This is a genomic window from Nocardioides sp. Z43_10, from assembly GCF_059766615.1.
Genome location: NZ_JCBAJY010000002.1, coordinates 524,021 through 542,172, shown reverse-complemented (window position 1 = coordinate 542,172; position 18,152 = coordinate 524,021). Strand labels below are relative to the sequence as shown.

General features: G+C 73.8%; 14 protein-coding genes and 3 tRNA genes. 8 read left to right on the top strand and 9 right to left on the bottom strand.

All coding sequences use genetic code 11. The annotated features are described in order from the left end of the window. Positions 1-77: 77 nt before the first annotated feature. The 3 genes from AC6EI4_RS05870 to AC6EI4_RS05860 all read left to right on the top strand — a co-directional run bounded on the left by AC6EI4_RS05870 (position 78) and on the right by AC6EI4_RS05860 (position 2,855). Positions 78-869 carry a hypothetical protein gene (locus AC6EI4_RS05870; RefSeq protein WP_498450864.1) on the top strand — a complete coding sequence of 264 codons (792 nt, stop codon included), beginning with the start codon at positions 78-80 and terminating at the stop codon, positions 867-869. A gap of 136 nt (positions 870-1,005) precedes the next feature. Then, the gene (locus AC6EI4_RS05865; protein WP_498419367.1) at positions 1,006-1,635 is read left to right on the top strand and encodes a copper chaperone PCu(A)C; all 630 of its coding nucleotides are present in this window, start codon (positions 1,006-1,008) and stop codon (positions 1,633-1,635) included. Beyond that, positions 1,635-2,855, top strand: a complete 1,221-nt coding sequence (locus AC6EI4_RS05860) for a Dyp-type peroxidase (RefSeq protein ID WP_498450863.1) — start codon at positions 1,635-1,637, stop codon at positions 2,853-2,855. The genes AC6EI4_RS05865 and AC6EI4_RS05860 overlap by 1 nt, the downstream gene beginning before the upstream one ends. A gap of 21 nt (positions 2,856-2,876) precedes the next feature. Here AC6EI4_RS05860 and AC6EI4_RS05855 read toward each other — a convergent pair whose 3' ends face one another. The 5 genes from AC6EI4_RS05855 to AC6EI4_RS05835 form a co-directional block, all read right to left on the bottom strand. Then, the gene (locus AC6EI4_RS05855; protein ID WP_498450862.1) at positions 2,877-5,360 is read right to left on the bottom strand and encodes an SCO7613 C-terminal domain-containing membrane protein; all 2,484 of its coding nucleotides are present in this window, start codon (positions 5,358-5,360) and stop codon (positions 2,877-2,879) included. Positions 5,361-5,507: 147 nt separating this feature from the next. Then, positions 5,508-5,936, bottom strand: coding sequence for a DUF5709 domain-containing protein (locus AC6EI4_RS05850; RefSeq protein ID WP_498419362.1), 429 nt, complete (start codon positions 5,934-5,936; stop codon positions 5,508-5,510). Between the two features lie 143 nt (positions 5,937-6,079). Then, entirely contained in the window at positions 6,080-6,922 is an 843-nt protein-coding gene (locus AC6EI4_RS05845; RefSeq protein ID WP_498419360.1) for a DUF2382 domain-containing protein, read from the bottom strand. 96 nt (positions 6,923-7,018) lie between these two features. Then, complete coding sequence (locus AC6EI4_RS05840) at positions 7,019-7,906, bottom strand: ADP-dependent NAD(P)H-hydrate dehydratase (protein ID WP_498419358.1); 888 nt, start codon at positions 7,904-7,906, stop codon at positions 7,019-7,021. Continuing rightward, entirely contained in the window at positions 7,893-8,648 is a 756-nt protein-coding gene (locus tag AC6EI4_RS05835) for a histidine phosphatase family protein (protein WP_498450861.1), read from the bottom strand. Before AC6EI4_RS05835 ends, AC6EI4_RS05840 begins: the two co-directional genes overlap by 14 nt. Positions 8,649-8,855: 207 nt before the next feature. Between AC6EI4_RS05835 and AC6EI4_RS05830 the strand changes: the two genes are divergently transcribed. Then, positions 8,856-12,593 (top strand): SpoIIE family protein phosphatase, encoded by a 3,738-nt coding sequence (locus AC6EI4_RS05830; RefSeq protein ID WP_498419355.1) that lies wholly within the window; start codon positions 8,856-8,858, stop codon positions 12,591-12,593. A gap of 154 nt (positions 12,594-12,747) precedes the next feature. On the opposite strand, the gene AC6EI4_RS05825 is transcribed toward AC6EI4_RS05830, so the two are convergent. Both AC6EI4_RS05825 and AC6EI4_RS05820 read right to left on the bottom strand, forming a co-directional pair. Further along, complete coding sequence (locus AC6EI4_RS05825; protein ID WP_498450860.1) at positions 12,748-13,374, bottom strand: GyrI-like domain-containing protein; 627 nt, start codon at positions 13,372-13,374, stop codon at positions 12,748-12,750. A gap of 209 nt (positions 13,375-13,583) precedes the next feature. Next, positions 13,584-14,318, bottom strand: a complete 735-nt coding sequence (locus AC6EI4_RS05820; protein WP_498450859.1) for a DUF305 domain-containing protein — start codon at positions 14,316-14,318, stop codon at positions 13,584-13,586. A 132-nt stretch (positions 14,319-14,450) separates the two neighbouring features. Between AC6EI4_RS05820 and AC6EI4_RS05815 the strand changes: the two genes are divergently transcribed. Continuing rightward, the gene (locus AC6EI4_RS05815) at positions 14,451-16,010 is read left to right on the top strand and encodes an LVIVD repeat-containing protein (RefSeq protein ID WP_498450858.1); all 1,560 of its coding nucleotides are present in this window, start codon (positions 14,451-14,453) and stop codon (positions 16,008-16,010) included. 191 nt (positions 16,011-16,201) lie between these two features. Here the strand turns inward: AC6EI4_RS05815 and AC6EI4_RS05810 are convergent. After that, positions 16,202-16,275, bottom strand: a tRNA-Phe gene (locus AC6EI4_RS05810). Between the two features lie 120 nt (positions 16,276-16,395). Here AC6EI4_RS05810 and AC6EI4_RS05805 point away from each other — a divergent pair. The 3 genes from AC6EI4_RS05805 to AC6EI4_RS05795 all read left to right on the top strand — a co-directional run bounded on the left by AC6EI4_RS05805 (position 16,396) and on the right by AC6EI4_RS05795 (position 17,109). Then, positions 16,396-16,468, top strand: a tRNA-Glu gene (locus AC6EI4_RS05805). 106 nt (positions 16,469-16,574) lie between these two features. Beyond that, positions 16,575-16,648 (top strand) — tRNA-Asp (locus AC6EI4_RS05800). 110 nt (positions 16,649-16,758) lie between these two features. Then, the gene (locus AC6EI4_RS05795; protein WP_498450857.1) at positions 16,759-17,109 is read left to right on the top strand and encodes a metallopeptidase family protein; all 351 of its coding nucleotides are present in this window, start codon (positions 16,759-16,761) and stop codon (positions 17,107-17,109) included. A gap of 19 nt (positions 17,110-17,128) precedes the next feature. Here the strand turns inward: AC6EI4_RS05795 and AC6EI4_RS05790 are convergent, their stop codons facing one another. Continuing rightward, positions 17,129-18,052 (bottom strand): ATP-binding protein, encoded by a 924-nt coding sequence (locus tag AC6EI4_RS05790; RefSeq protein ID WP_498450898.1) that lies wholly within the window; start codon positions 18,050-18,052, stop codon positions 17,129-17,131. Positions 18,053-18,152: the final 100 nt, after the last annotated feature.

Genomic DNA, 18,152 nt, shown 5'->3' with positions numbered 1-18,152 from the left:
TGTCGGACCGGTCCGGGCGCCGCGGGCCGGCGCGCCGTACCCTGGACGCGTCGGCCAGGCGGGCGGAAGGAGTGCGGGTGGGCCCTCTGCTGTGGCTGCGCGCGGGCTTCCTGGGCGCCGCGGTGCTGCTGGTCGGCGCGGTCTCCCACGTGCTCGCCGAGGGCCGGCTGCCGGGCGCCGGCGCGATGGTCCTGCTGCTGGTCGCCAGCACCGGGCTGGCCGGGTTCGCGCTGCGCCGCCGCGCGTCGGTGCCGCGCCTGGTGGCGCTCACCGTCGGCGGGCAGGCCCTGGTGCACACGCTGCTGTCCGCGCTGGCCGGCCACCGCGGCGACGCTCCCGCCCCGCCGCAGCCCGCCGCCGCGCACTCCGCCGCCTCGGACTCCGCCGCCCACCCGGCCGAGCTCGCCGCGCACGAGGCTCCGGTCCTCGTCGACGACGCCGGGCGCCGGGTGGGCTCGCTGGAGGACCACTACGCCGCCCAGTTCGCCGAGCAGTTCGGTCCGGTGCCGGAGCCGAGCGGCCCGGAGCTGTCGCTGGGCTGGCTGGCACACCTCGTCGAGCACCTGGTGGACCAGCCGCTGCCGATGCTGCTGGCCCACCTGCTGGCGGCGGTCGCGGTCGGGGTCTGGCTCGGTCTCGGCGAGGCCGCGCTGTGGACCGTGCTCGAGCTGGGCGCCCTGCGCCTGGCCCGCGACCTGCGTGCGGTCACCGGCCTCGGCGCCGTCGAGCGGCTCAGGCTCACCGTGCTGGCCGCGCTCACCCCGGTGCGGCACCGGCTGCTGGCGCGCACCCGGATCCGGCTGCCGCGACCCGCCCCGGCCCGGCACGTCATCTGCCACCGCGGTCCGCCGGGTCTCCTCCCCGCCTGACCGCTCCGCCGGCCACCGCCCCGGCTGCCCCCGGCCCGACGCATCCGCCGTCGGTCGACCGTCTCGCCACGCCCCGCCCCCTCTCGTCGAGGGACCGGGCGCGGCACGACGGACCCTGCCCTCACGAGGAGATCCCATGCTGCACCGCTCCACCCACCGCCCCACCCCGGCGCTGCGCGCCACCCGGCCCGGGCGTCGCGCCCGCCTGCTCGGCGTGCCGCTGGCCGTGCTGGCCCTGTCGCTCGGCGCCAGCGCCTGCGGCGAGGATGACGCCGACCCGGCCCGCTCCGGTGAGTCCGCCGGCTCCGCCGAGGGCTCGGCGACGAGCACCCCGGCCGCCGACCCGGCCGTCACCGTCGAGGACCCGTGGGTCCGGGCCACCACCGGCGCCGAGGACACCACGATGACGGCGGCGTTCATGCTGCTGCGCAACGACGGCGCCGAGGACGCCACCCTGGTCTCCGCCTCCTCGCCGGTGGCGCGGCGTGTCGAGCTGCACGAGATGGCGATGCGCGACGGCGCCATGGCGATGGCCGAGGTCGAGGACGGCATCGTGATCACCGCCGGCCGGGGCAAGGTCCTCGAGCCGGGCGGCTACCACGTGATGCTGAGGGGGCTGACTCAGGAGCTCGCCGCCGGCGACGAGGTGGAGCTCAGCCTCGAGCTCTCCGACGGGACCACGATCGACGTCACGGCGCCGGTCAAGAAGTACACCGAGGAGGAGGGGCACTACCACGCTCCCGGCACCGGCGAGCACTCCCACTGATGAGCGAGGCATCCGCCAGGGGATGGGACCGTCGCCGGCTGCTGGGCTACGCCGCCTCCGCCGCGGCCGGGGCGGCCGTGGCGGCGCCGGCCGGGGCCCTGCTCGGCGGGGACGAGGACGGCGCCGCCGCCGCACCGCCCGCTGCGGGGGCCGGGCTGGTCAGTCCCTACGGACCGCACCAGCCCGGGGTCGCCCAGCCCACCCCGCGCGCCGGGGAGCTGGTCGCGCTCGACCTGCTCCCGGACGTGGACCGTGACGCGCTCGGCCGGTTGCTGCGGCTGTGGACCGGCGACATCCAGGCCCTCGCCGAGGGCCGGCCCGCCCCGGGCGACACCGCCCCCGAGCTCGCGACCGCCCGGGCCGAGCTCACCGTCACCGTCGGGCTCGGCCCGGACGTCTTCTCCCGGCCCGGGCTCGCCCGGTTCCGTCCCCCCGGTCTCACCCGGGTGCCGCCGATGCGCCACGACCGCCTCGACCCGCGGTGGTGCGGCGGGGACCTGCTGGCGATGGTGACCGGGGCGGACGGCACCACCGTCGCCCACGCCGTACGACGCCTGGTCGCCGACGCGGCGCCGTTCGCGAGGCTGCGCCACCGACAGGCGGGCTCGTGGAACGGGGTGGACGCCCAGGGCCGCGCCGCGACCGGGCGCAACCTGTTCGGGCAGATCGACGGCAGCGCGAACCCGCGGCCGGGCAGCGACCTGTTCGATCGGACGGTCTGGATCGCCGACGGCGCCTGGGCGGGTGGCACCACCCTCGTCGTCCGTCGGATCCGGATGGACCTGGACACCTGGGACGAGCTGACTCGCGACGAGCAGGAGCGCACCGTCGGTCGGCGCCTCGGTGACGGCGGCCCGCTCACCGGCGGCGGGGAGCGGGCGCCGCTGGACCTGGCGGCCCGCGAGGAGGGGCGCTGGACGATCCCCCTCGACGCGCACTCCCGGCGTGCCCATCCGAGCCTCACCGGGGGCGCGCGGATCGTGCGCAAGGGGCTCAACTACACCCGCGAGGTGGAGGGGGCCGGCGGGGTGCGCATCGAGAGCGGTCTGGTGTTCTGCAGCTTCCAGGCCGACATCGCCCGTCAGTTCACGCCGATCCAGCGCTCGCTCGACGAGTCCGACGCGCTCAACGAGTGGACGACCGCGATCGGCTCCGCGGAGTTCGCGATCCTGCCGGGTTTCGCACGCGGCGGCTGGCTGGGGGAGCAGGTGCTCGGCTGAGCCGCCTGCTCCCCGGCCGGCTCAGCGCAGCCGCTCCAGGTAGGTGCCGGTCGCGCGCAGCTGGCGCACCCGGCTCTCCCAGGTCACGCCCACGAAGGTGAGCGTCGCGCCGGCCAGCCCGATCAGGGCCCACTGCGGGACCACCTCGGCGTACGGCGCGAGCTCGCGCAGCACCAGCAGGCCCCCGACACCGGCGCCCAGCGCGAGCGGGGCGCTCCAGCGCAGCGCGGTGCCGGCGAGCACCAGCGCCAGGCAGGCCGCGCCGAGCGCCACTGCCCGCCACGAGACCGGGTCGCCCCACGCCCACACCAGGGTGGGCGCCAGCGCCAGCACCAGACCGGGCGAGAGCACGCGCCGGGTGTCGGCCTCCGGGTGCCTCAGCAGATGCACCACGCCGACGGCCAGCAGCACCAGCGCCGCGGGCAGGGTGTAGGCCTCGGGGGTGCCGACGCCCTCGTCGGCGAGCCGGACCCAGCTGGCCGCGGTCAGCAGCAGCCCGCCCACCGGCGCGAGGAGACGGCGGTCGGTGTGGAGCAGCGACATGACCAGGACCAGCGTGCCCGCCAGGGTCAGGTCGACGGTGAGCCACCAGCTGGGGTCCCCGGCGGCCTCGAGGCCGACCCCGGCGGCGACGACACCGAGCACGGCCGACAGCGTCTCGGCGAGTGCGCCCGGCCGGGCGATCGCGAGGAGCCCGAGCAGCAGCAGCACCCCCGCACCGCGCTCGGGCGCCGCGACGCTGGCGAGCTCGCCGAGCGTCCACAGCAGGGCGGCAGCGGCCGGCGGCAGGCAGGCCTCGCCGAGCAGGCGGCGGTCGGTGCCGCGCGCCACGCGCAGGGCCACCGCCCCGAGGGTGAGCACCACCAGGACCGCGGCGGTGAGCCCCACCGAGACCAGCGCGGCGCCCAGCGCGCCGAGCAGCACGGCCAGCGCGGCCACCGGCCCGGCCGGTGTCGGGTCGGCCGAGGCCGTTCCCGGCCACCAGCCCACGAGGACTCCGCCGGCCACGGCGAGCCCCAGCACCAGCGCGAGCGGCACGGCGTACGACGCGGCGGTGCCGGCCAGCGCCAGGGTCAGCAGGGCCACGACCGGGACCACCCAGGCGCGCAGGCTGCCGGTCGCGCCGACGAGCCGGCGCAGGACCCCCAGGGCGGCGAGCATCGCCAGTGTCAGCGGGACCAGGAAGAGCGGAGACGGGCCGCCGGAGGCGGGCTCCGCCAGCCGCATGTCGGCCGGGGCCGACCACACCTGTGCCGGCGCCAGCCGCAGCGCGGCGCCGACCACGAGCTGCAGCAGCGTGATCGCCGGGATCAGCGCGGTGAGGCCGACCACGCCGGCGGGCACGATGCGCCAGGGGCCGGCCACCAGGTACGCCGCGGCGACCGCGGCCAACAGCGCCCCCAGCGCCAGCGCGGTGCGCAGGTCGGGCTCGAGCCAGGGCAGGGGGAAGCCGGCCGCCAGGGTGAGCACCAGAGCCCCCGCCAGCGCGCCCGTCACCCGCAGCGTCAGGTGCACGCGGGCCCCGGCGAGCGCGGGAGCCGCGGCGAGGGCGGCGGCGGCGAGCAGCGGCCAGGAGTTCAGCTCGCCCCAGAGCTCGGCGTACGACGGGTGCTGGCCGGCTCGGAGCAGCCCGAGCGTCAGCAGCGCCAGCCACCAGACGCCGGCGCCGGCCCCGGTCAGACCGGCCGCGACGCGCAGGCCCCGACGATGCGCCAGCACCGCGACGCCGGCGGTGCCGGCGACCCCCGCGACCAGCACCCCCTCGAGGTGATCGGCGAGGCTCAGCAGCGAGCCGAGGGTGACCAGCAGCACGCCCGCACCGGCGGCGACCTCGGCGGCCGCCAGCCGCGGCAGGGCCCGGGTGCGCCTGGCGAGCTCCCCGGCGACCAGGCCCGTCCCGGCCAGCACCGCGCCGACGACGATGGTCAGCTCCGCCGACCCCAGGCTCCCGAACCAGCCGGCGCTGTCCGCGCCGACCAGGTCGAGGGCCAGCAGCCCGGCGGCCACGGCGGCCAGCGACTCCGCGGCGGCGCGCAGCCCACGACGCGCGACGAGCGCGCTGCACCCGGCCGCGGTGACCGTCAGACCCACCAGCACGGCCGTGCGGCCGCCGACGCCGAGCGCCGACCAGGCCAGCGCGAGGAAGACGACCGCGGCCACCAGCAGGCACAGGGCGCCGAGGCCGAGCAGGATCCTGGGCACCGAGGCCTGGCTGAGCCCGGCCCTGCGGGTGCGCGGCTGCGCCGCACGAGGCGCCGGCAGCGGGTAGTGCGGCAGTCGGGAGGCGGGGCTCGCGGGCACCGGCACCCGGGCCGCGCCGCGCAGCCGGACCAGCACCGCGTCGGCGTGCTGGAGGGTGAGGAAGAGGTCGTGGGCGTCCGGGCCGGTCAGCGGGAGGTCGCAGTGCGTACAGCGCTCGGGACCGCCAAGTCCGGGACTGCCGGGCACGGGGGCGCCGCAGTCGGGGCAGCGTGTCGGGTCGGCGTAGCGGGTCATGGGGCTCATTGAGCCAGCGAACGCGCCCCTTGCGTACCCGCCGCGCCACCCGGTTCACCCGGGTACGCGTACTCAGTGGGCGTACTGAGCGGGCGGCGGACCCGGTGGCGGCCGGGCGCTCTCGACGAAAGGCCGAGCGCCCGGCCGCCGCCCGGCTCACTCCTCGACGATGTGGACGGCTGCCTCCTCGGCGCTCGCACCGGCGCCGTCGATGCCGACGTCCTCGCCGACGAGGTCCTTCTCGGTGTCGGTCGCCGTACCCTGGTCGGGGTCGACCAGGCGGCCGGCGCGCTCGTCACCCACCTCGCCGTCGTCGAGGTTGTCGGGCTCTCGCGCGGCCTCGACGTAGGGGTCGGGCTCCGGCTCCTCCTGGGCGATCCGCTGGTCCAGGGACTCCCCGGTCGCCTCCTCCAGCGGCGTGTTGCCGTACCCCTGCGCCACCGACCACTTCTCCGGCGGCGAGTACCCCTCGTCGAGCGGCTCGCTCAGCCCACGGTCGCTGACCAGGCTGTCGCCCTCGCCCTGGGGCTGGTCCTCGTCGTCCACGCTGTAGTCGTGGTAGGTCTCGCTGTCGTTCTCACTCATCGGGCTCCTCCCGGTTGGGGTCTCCCCTCTTTACCCGTCCGGGGCCCCGGGGATGCCCCAGGATCTTCCTCGGGGCTGCGTCTGCGGGCAGCACGCGACGCCCGCCCCTTGCGGAGTGGGCGTCGAGTGCGGGCAGTCGATCCTCAGGGGCGCCGGTCGATATCGCCCTCGGTCTCGATGTGCTCCTTGCGTACCTCCTCGGTCACGGTCTCCTCCTCGACGGTGGTCTCGGTGCCGAGTCGGACCCGCTCGACCGGGACCGCCTCCTTGTCCACCACCACGCGCTCCTCGCTGAGCGTCACCTCGTGCTCCTCCTCCGAGATGGGCTTGCCGGAGGTCGCGGCGTCGGCGTTGGCGTCGGTGATCGGCTCGGTCTCCAGGACGGCGCGCTCCTTGCGGACCGGCACCGTGTGCGTCTCCTCCTCGACGGTGACGTACTTGCGGAGCCGGGCGCGGCCGGCCTCCTGCGAGGTGGTGCCCACACGGACCTGCTCCTCGGAGCGGGTCATCGCGTCGTCGGTGTTCGGTCCCGACGTGTCGTGTCCCTCCGCGCGTACCTGGCCGCCGGTGCCGCCCTGAGTGGTGCCGCTCCGGGTGCCGCTCTGGGTGGTGTCGCGCAGGCTGTCGTCGCGTGTGGTGTCGTCCCCGGTCTGGGTGTTGGCGCGCACCGTGGCCGCCATGCCGTAGTACTCGTAGAGCCGCTGCTCCTCGGACTCGTCGAGGTGCCCGGCGTCGAGTTCGACGTGCGGGGCGTCCTTGACCCGGTCCTTGGCGAACGGGACCGTGAGCCGGTCGCCGCCGAAGGTGGCGTCGGCGACCGGCACGAAGGACTCCTTGGTGCCGAACAGCCCGGTGTTCACGGTGACGAACTCCGGTCGTCCGCTCTGGTCGTCGAGGAACAGCTGACCGACCTTCCCGATCTTCTCCCCCTCGTTCGAGTAGGCGGTGGTGCCGATGACCTCGCGTGCGTCGTTCTCGGTGAGCATCGTGTTTCTCCCTCCATTGAAGCTGACAGGGAGTGGTGCCCAGTGACGCACATCACATGCGGCTCGATGTCGCCCGGATGCATCCCGGGCGTGTCCTCAGCCCAGCTCGCTGAGCACTGCCGGGACCTGTTCGGGCAGCTCACGCGAGAGGTAGCCGACCGAGCCGACCGCCGCCGCGAGGCGCTCGCCGGCACGCGCGTGCAGGTAGCCGCCCCACACCGCGGCCTGGGCCGGCTCGCATCCCCGCGCCAGCAGCCCGGAGACGATCCCGGACTGCACGTCGCCGGAGCCGGACACACCCAGTCCCGGTCCGCCGCCCTGGACCACCCAGGCGGCCCCGTCCGGGGTCACCACGTGCTTCTCGGTGCCACCGCACACGACGACGACGCGCGAGTTCTTCGCCACCCGGGCCGCGCACCCGACCGGATCGCGCTCGACCTCGGCCTCGTCGCACCCCGCGGTGCGGGCCAGCTCGGTGGGGTTGACGGTGAGTACGACGCGCCCCTCGAGGTGGTGCAGACCCTCGGGGTGGTCGGTGAGGAAGGCCGAGGCGAGCGCGTCCACGACGAGCGCGGTGCCGGTGTCCAGGCCCGGCGCGATCGCCGCGAGCAGCGCCGCGGAGTCCTGCGGGTCGGAGAAGCCGGGGCCGATCAGGAGCACGTCCGCGGCACCCGCCTCCTCGACGAGCCCCGCGGCGGCGTCGAGGGAGATGCTGCCCGACTCGGCCGCCGCCAGCGCGACCACCCGGGCCTCGGGTACGGCGACCGCCAGCGGCCAGCAGGCCGGCGCGACGGTGGCCAGCGCGAGCCTGCCGGCACCGGCGCGCAACCCGGCCTCGCCGCTGAGGCGGACCGCGCCGGGGACCTCGGCGCTCCCGCCCACGACGAGCAGCGTGCCGCGCGCCCCCTTGTCGTCGCCGGGCGCCGGGAGCGCCCAGGAGCGCAGCAGCGCCGGGGTGACGACGGCCGGCTCAGACGTGCTCATCGGCACCCCGACCCGCCTGCGAGGGCTCCTCGGTGACCTCGGCGTCGAGGTGGTCCACGGCCGCGGTGTCGGCGAACGTGACCAGCTCGAAGGTGCTCGCGCTGCGGCGGTAGGTGGTCAGCGAGGCGTTGGGGATCTGCACCTGCCGGTCCACCTCGAGCAGCTCGGCCTCGGAGATGTCCTCCAGGGCGTAGCGGAAGGCCATGATCACCGCCTGATGGGTGAACAGCCAGACACGCTCGCCGTCGAAGCCGTGGCGCAGGTCGTTGAGGAGACTGCGCACCCGCAGCACCACGTCGCACCAGCTCTCCCCGGCCGGCGGCTGGTAGTAGAACTTGCCGAGCTTCGTGCGCCTGGCCGCCTCCTCGGGGTGGTGGCTGCGGATGCCGAGCCCGGTCAGCCCGTCCAGGATGCCGAGGTCGCGCTCGCGCAGCCGCTCGTCGTACGCCACGTCGGCGTCGAGGCCGGCGGTCGCGAGGGCCGCGGTCTCCGCCGCCCGGCGGTACGGCGAGCTCACCACGATGCTCGGTGCGACCTCGGGGCCCTGGCGCTCCAGCCAGGCAGCGAGCGCGCCGGCCTGCTCACGCCCGGTCGCCGAGATCTCCACGTCGGCGTCGCGCTCGTCGATCTCCAGTCGCTCGAGCTCGCCCTCGCGCGCCTTCTCGTCGGCGAGGTTGCCCACGCTCTGTCCATGACGCACCAGGGTGATCTCTGTCGGGCCGCTCGTCCATCTCGATCGCATGGGGCGGTGGTACCCCCGTATCGGCGGCGTTACGCCTGCCTCGTGGCGGTGCGCGGCGCGGACGCCGCGGGGCTGATTCGCCGAGACACCGGCGTCTGTGGCGGGCCCGGGCGCGTCTAGACTTCCGGGCGGTCGAGCCCACGGCCGGGTGTCAGCACGCCGGATGGCAACTGCGCGCGTTCCACGGGACCTAAGGATGGGTGGCGCATGAAGCACACGTTCCTCGGTGAGGGCGAGCTCGGTCGCGACCTCCTGGCCGTCGACTGGGGGTCGACCCCGCTCGGTCCCATCGAGACCTGGCCGGGCAGCCTCAAGGCCGTCGTGCGGATGATGCTGGCCAGCCGGTACTCGATGTGGATGGCCTGGGGCGAGGACCTCACCTTCTTCTGCAACGAGGCCTACCGGCGCGACACCCTGGGGGAGAAGTACCCCTGGGCCCTGGGCCGCCCCGCGGACGAGGTGTGGTCGGAGATCTGGCACGACATCGGGCCGCGCATCGAGCGGGTGCTCAGCACCGGCGAGGCCACCTGGGACAAGTCGCTGCTGCTGTTCCTCGAGCGCAGCGGCTACCCCGAGGAGACCTACCACACGTTCTCCTACAGTCCGCTGGCCGACGACGCCGGCGTCACCGTCGGGATGTTGTGCGTGGTCAGCGAGGACACCGAGGAGGTCATCGCCCACCGCCGGATGCGCACCCTGCGGGACCTGGGGGCGCGCACCGCCGAGCTGACCGAGCAGGAGACCGTCGCCGCCGCCTGTCGTCAGCTCGCCGCCAGCGACAGGTGCCTGCCGTTCACGCTGACCTACCTCTACGACGAGGACCCGAGCACGGCGCGACTCGCCGGGCAGACCGGCTTCGCGGGGGAGCACCCGGCCGCTCCCGCCACGCTGCGGGTCGCCGACGGTCCGTGGCCCGCGCCGGGGCCCGACGGCGCGCCGGTGCTGGTCGGGGGCCTGGCGCAGCGCTTCGCCGACCTGCCCACCGGAGCGTGGGACGTGCCGCCGACCTGCGCGGTGGTCCGGCCGCTGACCCAGGCGGCCCAGTCCGCGCCGTACGGCTTCCAGGTGGTCGGGCTGAACCCCTACCGTCCCTACGACGAGGACTACGCCGACTTCCTCGACCTGGTCGCCGGCCAGATGGCCGCCGCGATCACCGACGCCCGGGCCTACGAGTTCGAGCGGCGTCGCGCCGAGACGTTGGCCGAGCTGGACCAGGCCAAGACGGACTTCTTCACCAACGTCAGCCACGAGTTCCGCACGCCGCTCACGCTGCTGCTCGGGCCGGCCGAGGACGCCGTGGCCGACCGCGACGAGCCGCTGGCGCCGCGACAGCGCGAGCGGGTCGAGCTGATCCTGCGCAACGGCAAGCGGCTGCTCAAGCTGGTCAACACCCTCCTGGACTTCTCCCGCCTGGAGTCCGGACGCGTCGACGCGTCGTTCGAGCCGGTCGACCTGGCCGGCTACACCCGCGAGCTGGCCAGCATGTTCGTCTCCGCGGCCGAGCGGCTCGGGCTGCGGCTGGTCATCGAGTGTGCCCCGCTGCCCGACGTGGTCCACGTGGACCGCGACCTGTGGGGCAAGATCGTGCTGAACCTCGTCTCCAACGCGCTGAAGTTCACGATGAGCGGCTCGGTGACGGTCCGCGTCGAGGTCGTCGACGGCCTCGCCCAGCTGTCGGTGACCGACACCGGGGCGGGGATCTCGCCCGCCGAGCAGGCCCATGTCTTCGAGCGCTTCCACCGGGTGCAGGGGGTGCGCTCACGCACCCACGAGGGCTCGGGCATCGGGCTGGCGCTGGTCGCCGAGCTGGCCGAGCTGCACGGCGGGTCGGTCGGGGTCGAGAGCCGGCCCGGGGAGGGCAGCACCTTCACGGTGCGGGTCCCGTTCGGCACCGACCATCTCCCGGTGGACAGCCTGGGTCGCCAGGGGGCCGCCGTGGCCGACCAGGTGGTCGACGGGTTCCTCGCCGAGGCCTCCCAGCTGCTCGACCGGCCCGGCGACGCTCCGTCGACGCAGGGCGCGCTGCCCGACCAGGGGCGGCGCCGCCCGCGCGTGCTCGTGGTCGACGACAACCCCGACATCCGGAACTACGTGCGCGGTCTGCTCGAGGTGGAGTACGAGGTGCTGCTCGCGCAGGACGGGCAGGACGGCCTCGACAAGGCACGCGCCGGCAAGCCCGACCTGGTGCTGACCGACGTGATGATGCCCCGGATGAACGGCTTCCAGCTGCTCGAGGCGCTGCAGTCCGATCCGGCCACGATGGGCGTCCCGGTGGTGATGCTTTCGGCCCGCGCGGGCGAGGAGGGCACCCTGCAGGGGCTGGAGGCCGGCGCCGACGACTACCTGGTCAAGCCGTTCACCGCCCGTGAGCTCGCCGCCCGGGTCCGCGCGAACCTGGAGCTCGACCGGGCGCGCCGTACCCGTCGCCAGCTCGAGCGCAGCCAGGTGCTGCTCGACCAGGCGCAGCGGCTGGCGCGCGTCGGCAGCTGGGAGATCGAGCTCGCCACCGGCCGCTTCGAGACCAGCGAGGAGTACCGCCGGATCACCGGGCTGACCCGCGAGCAGATCGACTCGCTCGGCTTCCCCGCGATCATCACCGAGCTGGTGCACCCCGACGACTACGCGATGGTGATGGGGGCGCTCGCCGCGGGCGAGGGCGGCGAGGGGGTGGACCTGGAGTTCCGGCTGAACCGGCCCGACGGCGTCGAGCTCGTGGTGGCCGTGCTCGGCGAGCTGGTCATCGGCAGTGACGGGGCGCCCGCTGCGCTGCGCGGCTCGGTGCAGGACGTCACCCAGCTCCGCAGCGCGGCCCGGGCGCTCGCCCAGAGCGCGGCCACCGCCGAGGCATGGGCGCGCGAGCAGGCGATCGCCGACGAGCTGCAGGCCAGCCTGCTGCCCCAGGAGGACTTCGACCTCGAGCACCTCGAGGTCGCCACCTACTACCGGGCCGGCGTGGAGGGCACGCAGGTCGGCGGGGACTGGTACGACGTGATCGAGCTGGGCGCCGGCCGGACCGCGCTCGTGGTCGGCGACGTGATGGGGCGCGGGGTGCGAGCCGCCGCCGTGATGGGGCAGCTGCGGGCCGCGACCCGGGCCTACGCGCGCCTGGACCTGCCGCCGGCCGACCTGCTGGAGTCCCTCGACGGACTGGTCCGCGACCTGGGCCTGGACCAGATCGTGACGTGCATCTACGCGGTGTTCGACCCGGCCGAGGGGACCCTGCAGTTCGCGAACGCGGGCCATCTGCCGCCGATCGTGGTGCTGCCCGACGGCGAGACGTCGGTGCTCTCGGGCAGGGAGGACCCGCCCCTGGGCGTGGGCCTGTACAACGTGACCCCGCGCGAGGTGACCCTGCCGCCGGGATCCACCGTCGTGCTCTACACCGACGGCCTGGTCGAGCGGCGCGGCGAGGACCTCGACGACGGCATCGCCTCCCTGCGCGACCTGGTCGGCCGCCTGGACGGGCCCCTGGAGGGGACCCCGGAGCAGCTGGTGCGCGGACGGCTGCCCGAGGGCCCCGACGACGACGTGGCGGTGCTGGTGGCCCGCGTCGACTGGCCCGTGGTGCGCCGGACGGTCTCGCGCCACTTCGAGGCCTGCGCGGAGGCCCCGGCGCTGGCCCGACGCCTGGTCGCCGAGCACCTCGCCGAGTGCGGCCTGGCCGAGACCGTGGTCGAGGACGCGCTGCTGGTCACCAGCGAGCTGGTCACCAACGCGGTCCTGCACGCCGGCTCCCCGGTGGAGCTGCGTCTGCGCGCGGACGACGAGGAGCTGCTCATCGAGGTCCACGACCAGGCCAGCTACGAGCCCCGCAAGCAGCGCCCCGACGCCGACGACGAGCACGGGCGCGGACTGCAGATCGTCGCGGCCGTCTGCGAGCGCTGGGGGACCCGGCCCACCGACGACGGCAAGGTCGTCTGGTGCGTGCTGGCGGCGCAGGGCTGAGAGCGGCTCGCCGGGGTCCTCGCCTTCAGGTCGCCGGCCTCCGGGTGGCCCGCCTGCGGGTTGTCCCGCCTGCGGGTGGCCGCCTGCGGGTTGTGTGCCCCACGGCGCGCTCGGGCGCGCTCTCAGGCACACGACCGGTTCGGCCGGGGCGTAGTCAGGTAGCTGGCTGGGCCTCGGTGACCGGCTGTCTGAGGATCGTGCGCAACCGGGCCGGCGCCGCCCGCCGTGGGTCGCTGAGGTAGATCTCGTGGTGTCGTCCGGACGGCGCCAGGCCGGCCTGGGGGAGGAACTCACCGTGCAGGGTCGCGAGGACCGCGGCCTCGTCGTCGTACGGCCCGAGGTGGAGGGTCTGCACGCAGCGGCCCTCGTGCAGCGACTCCAGGCGCACCCGGCCCAGGGCGGCGGGTGGGTCCCGGCGCGCCAACTGCGCGACTGCGGCCGAGAACGTCGCCTCGGTGATCCAGTCCGGCACCAGGATCATCGCGGTCCAGTGCCACTGCGACTTGTCGCGCGCCGTGGTGAAGGCCGCCATGTCCGCGGCCCACCACAGCGCCTCCAACGGCATCACGACGTAGTCCCGGTCGAGCTCTCTCTTGCTGGCGAACTTGATCCGGTAGGCGAGCGGATACAGCGCGCCGAGCGCCTCGGCGTACTCGGTGGAGGTGTTCGGGTCGCCGTGGCCGTCGACCATCAGGTACTGCAGCGGCCGCACGTCGAGGATCCGGAACTCGCCGCGGCGGGCCCGGTACTCGTCGAGCTCCCTCTTCAGGTCGACCTTCATCGTCGCCCTCCCACCCCGGAGACCAGTCCGCCCTGTTCTAGCGCAACGCGTCGCCTCGCGCACCGTCGCCGTACGGCGTCACGTGCCCGCCCCCGAGCGACTGGCCACACGAAACCCGCACTTCCCACGTGTTCCATCACGTGGGAAGTGCGGGTTTCACGAGTTAACTCGTGAAAGCCACACGCCGAGAACCCCCGGAAGCCGCCCCCTCACAACGCCCGCAGCAGCGCCTGCATCCGGTTGATCTCGGCGAGCTGGCCGGCGGAGATGTCGGTGGCGATCTCGCTGATGCGCAGATCGGTGCCGCCGACCGCGACGTCGTCGCTCATCGTCACCGCCCCGCGGTGGTGGGCGATCATCCCGGTGAGGAACAGCCGGTCGAAGCGCTCGCCCTCGGCGTTGCGCAGCGCCCGCAGCTGGGCCTCGGTGAGCATCCCGGGCATGCCCTGGTGCCCGTGCTCGCTGTGGTCGTAGGCCGACCAGTCGTCGGCGGCGCGGGGCACGTTGAGGTTGCGCTCGGTCAGCCACTGCGCCATCACCTGGATCTCGGGCGCCTGGGAGGCGCGGATCCGGGCCGCCATCTTCCGGACCCCCTCGCTCGCCGCCCGGGTCTTGGCCAGCCGCGACATCACCAGGGCCTGGGCGTGGTGCGGGATCATCATCTGGGTGAACGCGACGTCGTCGTGGTTCCACTCGCTGGTGCCGGTGGCCTGCACCTCGTCGGGGTCGACGGTGCTGGCCGGCTCACCGGGGCGGCCCGGCTGGAGCACGGTGGCGCTCTCGGTCTGGGTGGCCTTCGGCTGCGCGTCGGCCGGGTCGGAGGCGCTGCACCCCGACCCGACGAGTACGGCGAGCAGAGCGAGGCCGGTGCCGGCCGCTCGCCCCCGCAACCGCGCACCGCCGGAGGCGCGCTGGCGCCCGTGGAATGAGGGAAGTGGGCGCACGGCGTCCTCCTGGGCCGGGGCGACAACCCGAGACGAGTCGCCGACAGCTCTTTACTTTCGATCGTGGGCCACGGTACGACATATTCGGACAACGGCCACCCCTCGCGCCGTGCCTACGAAAGGTCTCGGGACATGTTGGAATTACGCAGGCGATCATCTAGATGGCGAGCATCCACGGCGGCGGCGGCGCTGGCCGGCGCCGTCGCACTCGGGCTCGCGGTCGCGGGCCCGGTCGGCGCCCACGAGGACGGCACCCACTCGGCGCCCACGGCCGAGGCCGTCTCGCGCGCGGTCGAGAACTGCCCACCGGCCATGAAGCGCAGCCTCAAGCGCGCCGATGACAACTTCGCGCGCGGCTGTCTGCCGGGCGAGGACTTCGGGCGCCTCGACGACAGCGACGCCCAGCTCGACGTCGGGGAGACGGCCGGCAGCCGCAACCTGAAGCTGATCGCCAACCTGCCCAAGACCGGAGCGTTCGCCAGCGAGACGGCGTACAACAGCGACCTGGCGTTCAAGGGGCGCTACGCCTTCGCCGGCAACTACGAGGGCTTCACCGTCTACGACATCTCCAAGCCGCACTCGCCGCGCCAGGTCGTCCAGGTGCACTGCCCGGGCTCGCAGAACGACATCTCGGTGTGGAAGGACCTGCTGGTCCTCAGTGTCGACTCCAGCCGCAACGACGACTCCTGCGCGAGTACGGCGCAGCCGGCGACGCAGAAGGAGTCGTGGGAGGGCGTGCGGGTCTTCGACATCTCCGACCCGGCCGCGCCGGAGTACGTCGCGGCCGTGGAGACCCCGTGCGGCTCGCACACCCACACCCTGGCGCCGACCAAGAGCGGACGCGACCTCTTCGTCTACGTCTCCTCCTACTCGCCCAACGCGGCGTTCCCCGACTGCCAGCCGCCGCACGACCGGATCGGTGTGGTGAAGGTGCCGGTGAAGTCGCCGGAGCGGGCCTCGCTGGTGGGCACCCCGGTGCTCTTCCCCGACGGCGGCCAGCCGGGCGGCGGCTACTCGAGCCAGACCACGGGTTGCCACGACATCACCGCCTACCCCAGCAAGAACATCGCCGCCGGCGCCTGCATGGGCGACGGCATCCTGCTCGACATCTCCGACCGGGCCAACCCGGTGGTCACCGAGCGGGTCCAGGACACCGAGAACTTCGCGTTCTGGCACTCCGCGACCTTCAACAACCGCGGCAACAAGGTCGTCTTCACCGACGAGCTCGGCGGCGGTGGCGCGGCGACCTGCAACCCGACGGTGGGCAGTGAGCGCGGCGCGAACGGGATCTACGACATCGTCCGCGGCAAGCTCGCCTTCCGCAGCTACTACAAGATGCCGCGCACCCAGTCCAACACCGAGAACTGCGTGGCCCACAACGGCTCGCTGATCCCGGTCAAGGGTCGGGACTACATGGTGCAGGCCTGGTACCAGGGCGGCATCTCGGTCTTCGACTTCACGAACTCCCGGCGCCCGCGGGAGCTGGCCTGGTTCGATCGCGGACCGCTCTCCGACGAGAAGCTGACGCTGGGCGGCTCGTGGTCGGCGTACTGGTACAACGGCCACATCTTCTCCAACGACATCCAGAAGGGCTTCGACGTCCTGGAGCTCAAGGATCGGCGCGTCAAGTCCGCGCGCAGGGTCCGGATGGACGTGTTCAACCCGCAGTCGCAGCCGTCGTACAACGGCTGACGCGACGGCCGGGCGCAGCCTGACCCGGCCGGCGTACTGACCACACGAAACCCCCGCTTCCCACGTGTTCCTTCATGTGGGAAGCGGGGGTTTCCCAAGTTAACTCGGGAAAGCCGAGGCGCGCGGGACCACTGAGACCACGCACAGAACGCCCCCGACCGGAGACCCGGCGGGGGCGTTCTGTGTGCTTGTGGGCAGGGGCGGGGTCGAACCGCCGACCTTCCACTTTTCAGGCGGACGCTCGTACCAACTGAGCTACCTGCCCAAGCGGGGGAAACCTTACATGAGCATCCGGCTCGCGCGGAAACCGCCGCGGTTTGGGGCGTCGCTCGGCGTGGCCCTATGCTGAAGCCGCGCTCTGAACGGCTTGCCGGACAGGGCGCAGGCCCCCATCGTCTAGCGGCCTAGGACGTCGCCCTTTCACGGCGGTAGCACGGGTTCGAATCCCGTTGGGGGTGCGCTTGCACAGGGAGTCGGACCTCGATTGGGAGTCCGGCGCGGCGATGGGTTAGAGTTTCGCTCGCTTCGCCAGTGCAAGTCGCTGAGGAGCAAAGCAGCACATATGGCCCCGTAGCGCAGTTGGTTAGCGCGCCGCCCTGTCACGGCGGAGGTCGCGGGTTCGAGTCCCGTCGGGGTCGCAGGGAAGCCGAGAGCGGCTCAGGTTCGCCTGAGCCGCTTTCGGCATTTCGGGTGGCCGCCATTTCCGACCTCCCGGCACAGCTCCCCAGCCGCCCGGCACAATGGCCGGATGATCGAGATGGATGCCGCCCGCTTCGACGCGCTGGTCGAGAGCGCGCTGGACGACATCCCCGACGAGCTCGCCGTCCTGATCCGCAACGTGGTCGTCCTGGTCGAGGACGACGCGCCCGCCGACGACCCGGACCTCCTCGGGCTGTACGACGGTGTGGCGCTCACCGAGCGCGACAACAGCTACGGGATGACGCTGCCCGACCGGATCTTCGTCTTCCGCCGCCCGCTGTTGGAGATGTGCGAGTCCGAGGAGGAGCTGGTGGAGGAGGTGCGGATCACCGTGGTGCACGAGATCGCCCACCACTTCGGCATCGACGACGCGCGCCTCCACGCCCTGGGCTACGCCTGAGGGCAGCCGGAGCGCTGCGTCACGAGCCGCTGCCGGCCATCTGGGCGCCCTCGTCGGTCCACGGGACGGGCGCCTCGCCCCGGCTCTGGCGCACGAACTCGCCGAGGTACCAGCGCTGGAAGCGCTGCTGGGGCTCCGAGCGGGCCAGCAGCAGCAGTCGCTGGGCGCGGCAGAACGCGTCCGCGAGCTCCAGGAGGTCGAGCATCTGGTTGATCACCGCCGGCGTGGTGGCGGGGACGTTCACGATCAGGTCGAGCGCCTCGGCGCCGGCGCGCAGCGCGCGCTCGATGGCGTCGAGCCCGGTGGAGTCACGGAACTCACGCTCGTAGGTGTCGAAGAGCTCGGAGAGGCTCTTGGCCAGGGGGTAGTCGTCCTGGTGGGCCAGCGAGAGCAGGCGCAGCTCACGGCGCAGCTCGCGGTAGTGGCGGTGGTAGCCGAGGTAGAGCGGGAGCGGCAGCCCCTGGAAGACGATGGGGATCAGGTCCTCGCGCGGCGAGCCGTCGGCGGAGGGCGTCGGGCGGGTCGCGTCGTACACGACGGCCGGCGGCTCGTCGGCCTGCACCTCGCCCGCCGGGGTGAACCACACCGTCTTGCCGATCGCGTCGATCTCCGCGCCCCAGGCGGTCGAGCACATGGCGACGATGCCGAGCCCTCGGCCCACGGTGAGCAGCTCGTCCTCGTCGTGGTCGCCGGTGGTGAAGTCGGGTGGCTGCGGCGAACCGTCGCTGACCTCGAAGCGGGGATGCTCCCGGGTGCCGCGGACCCGCACGCTGATCGGCCCGGCGCCGTGCAGGACGGCGTTGGTGACGAGCTCGGAGACGGCCAGCTCGGCGCACTCGACGAGGTCGTCGCGGCCCAGCTCCCGGCAGACGTCGACCACCCAGCGACGCGCGTCAGCCACCGAACGCGGGGTCGCTCCGAGCGGGAGCGCCTCCCTGTTCATCGGCATCCGCGAATCTCCGCCACTGTCCAGAACCCACCCTCGACCAGGGCGAAGTCAACCTCAACGAGGCGTCCATACCCGGTTCCCTCGTCCGCGAAAC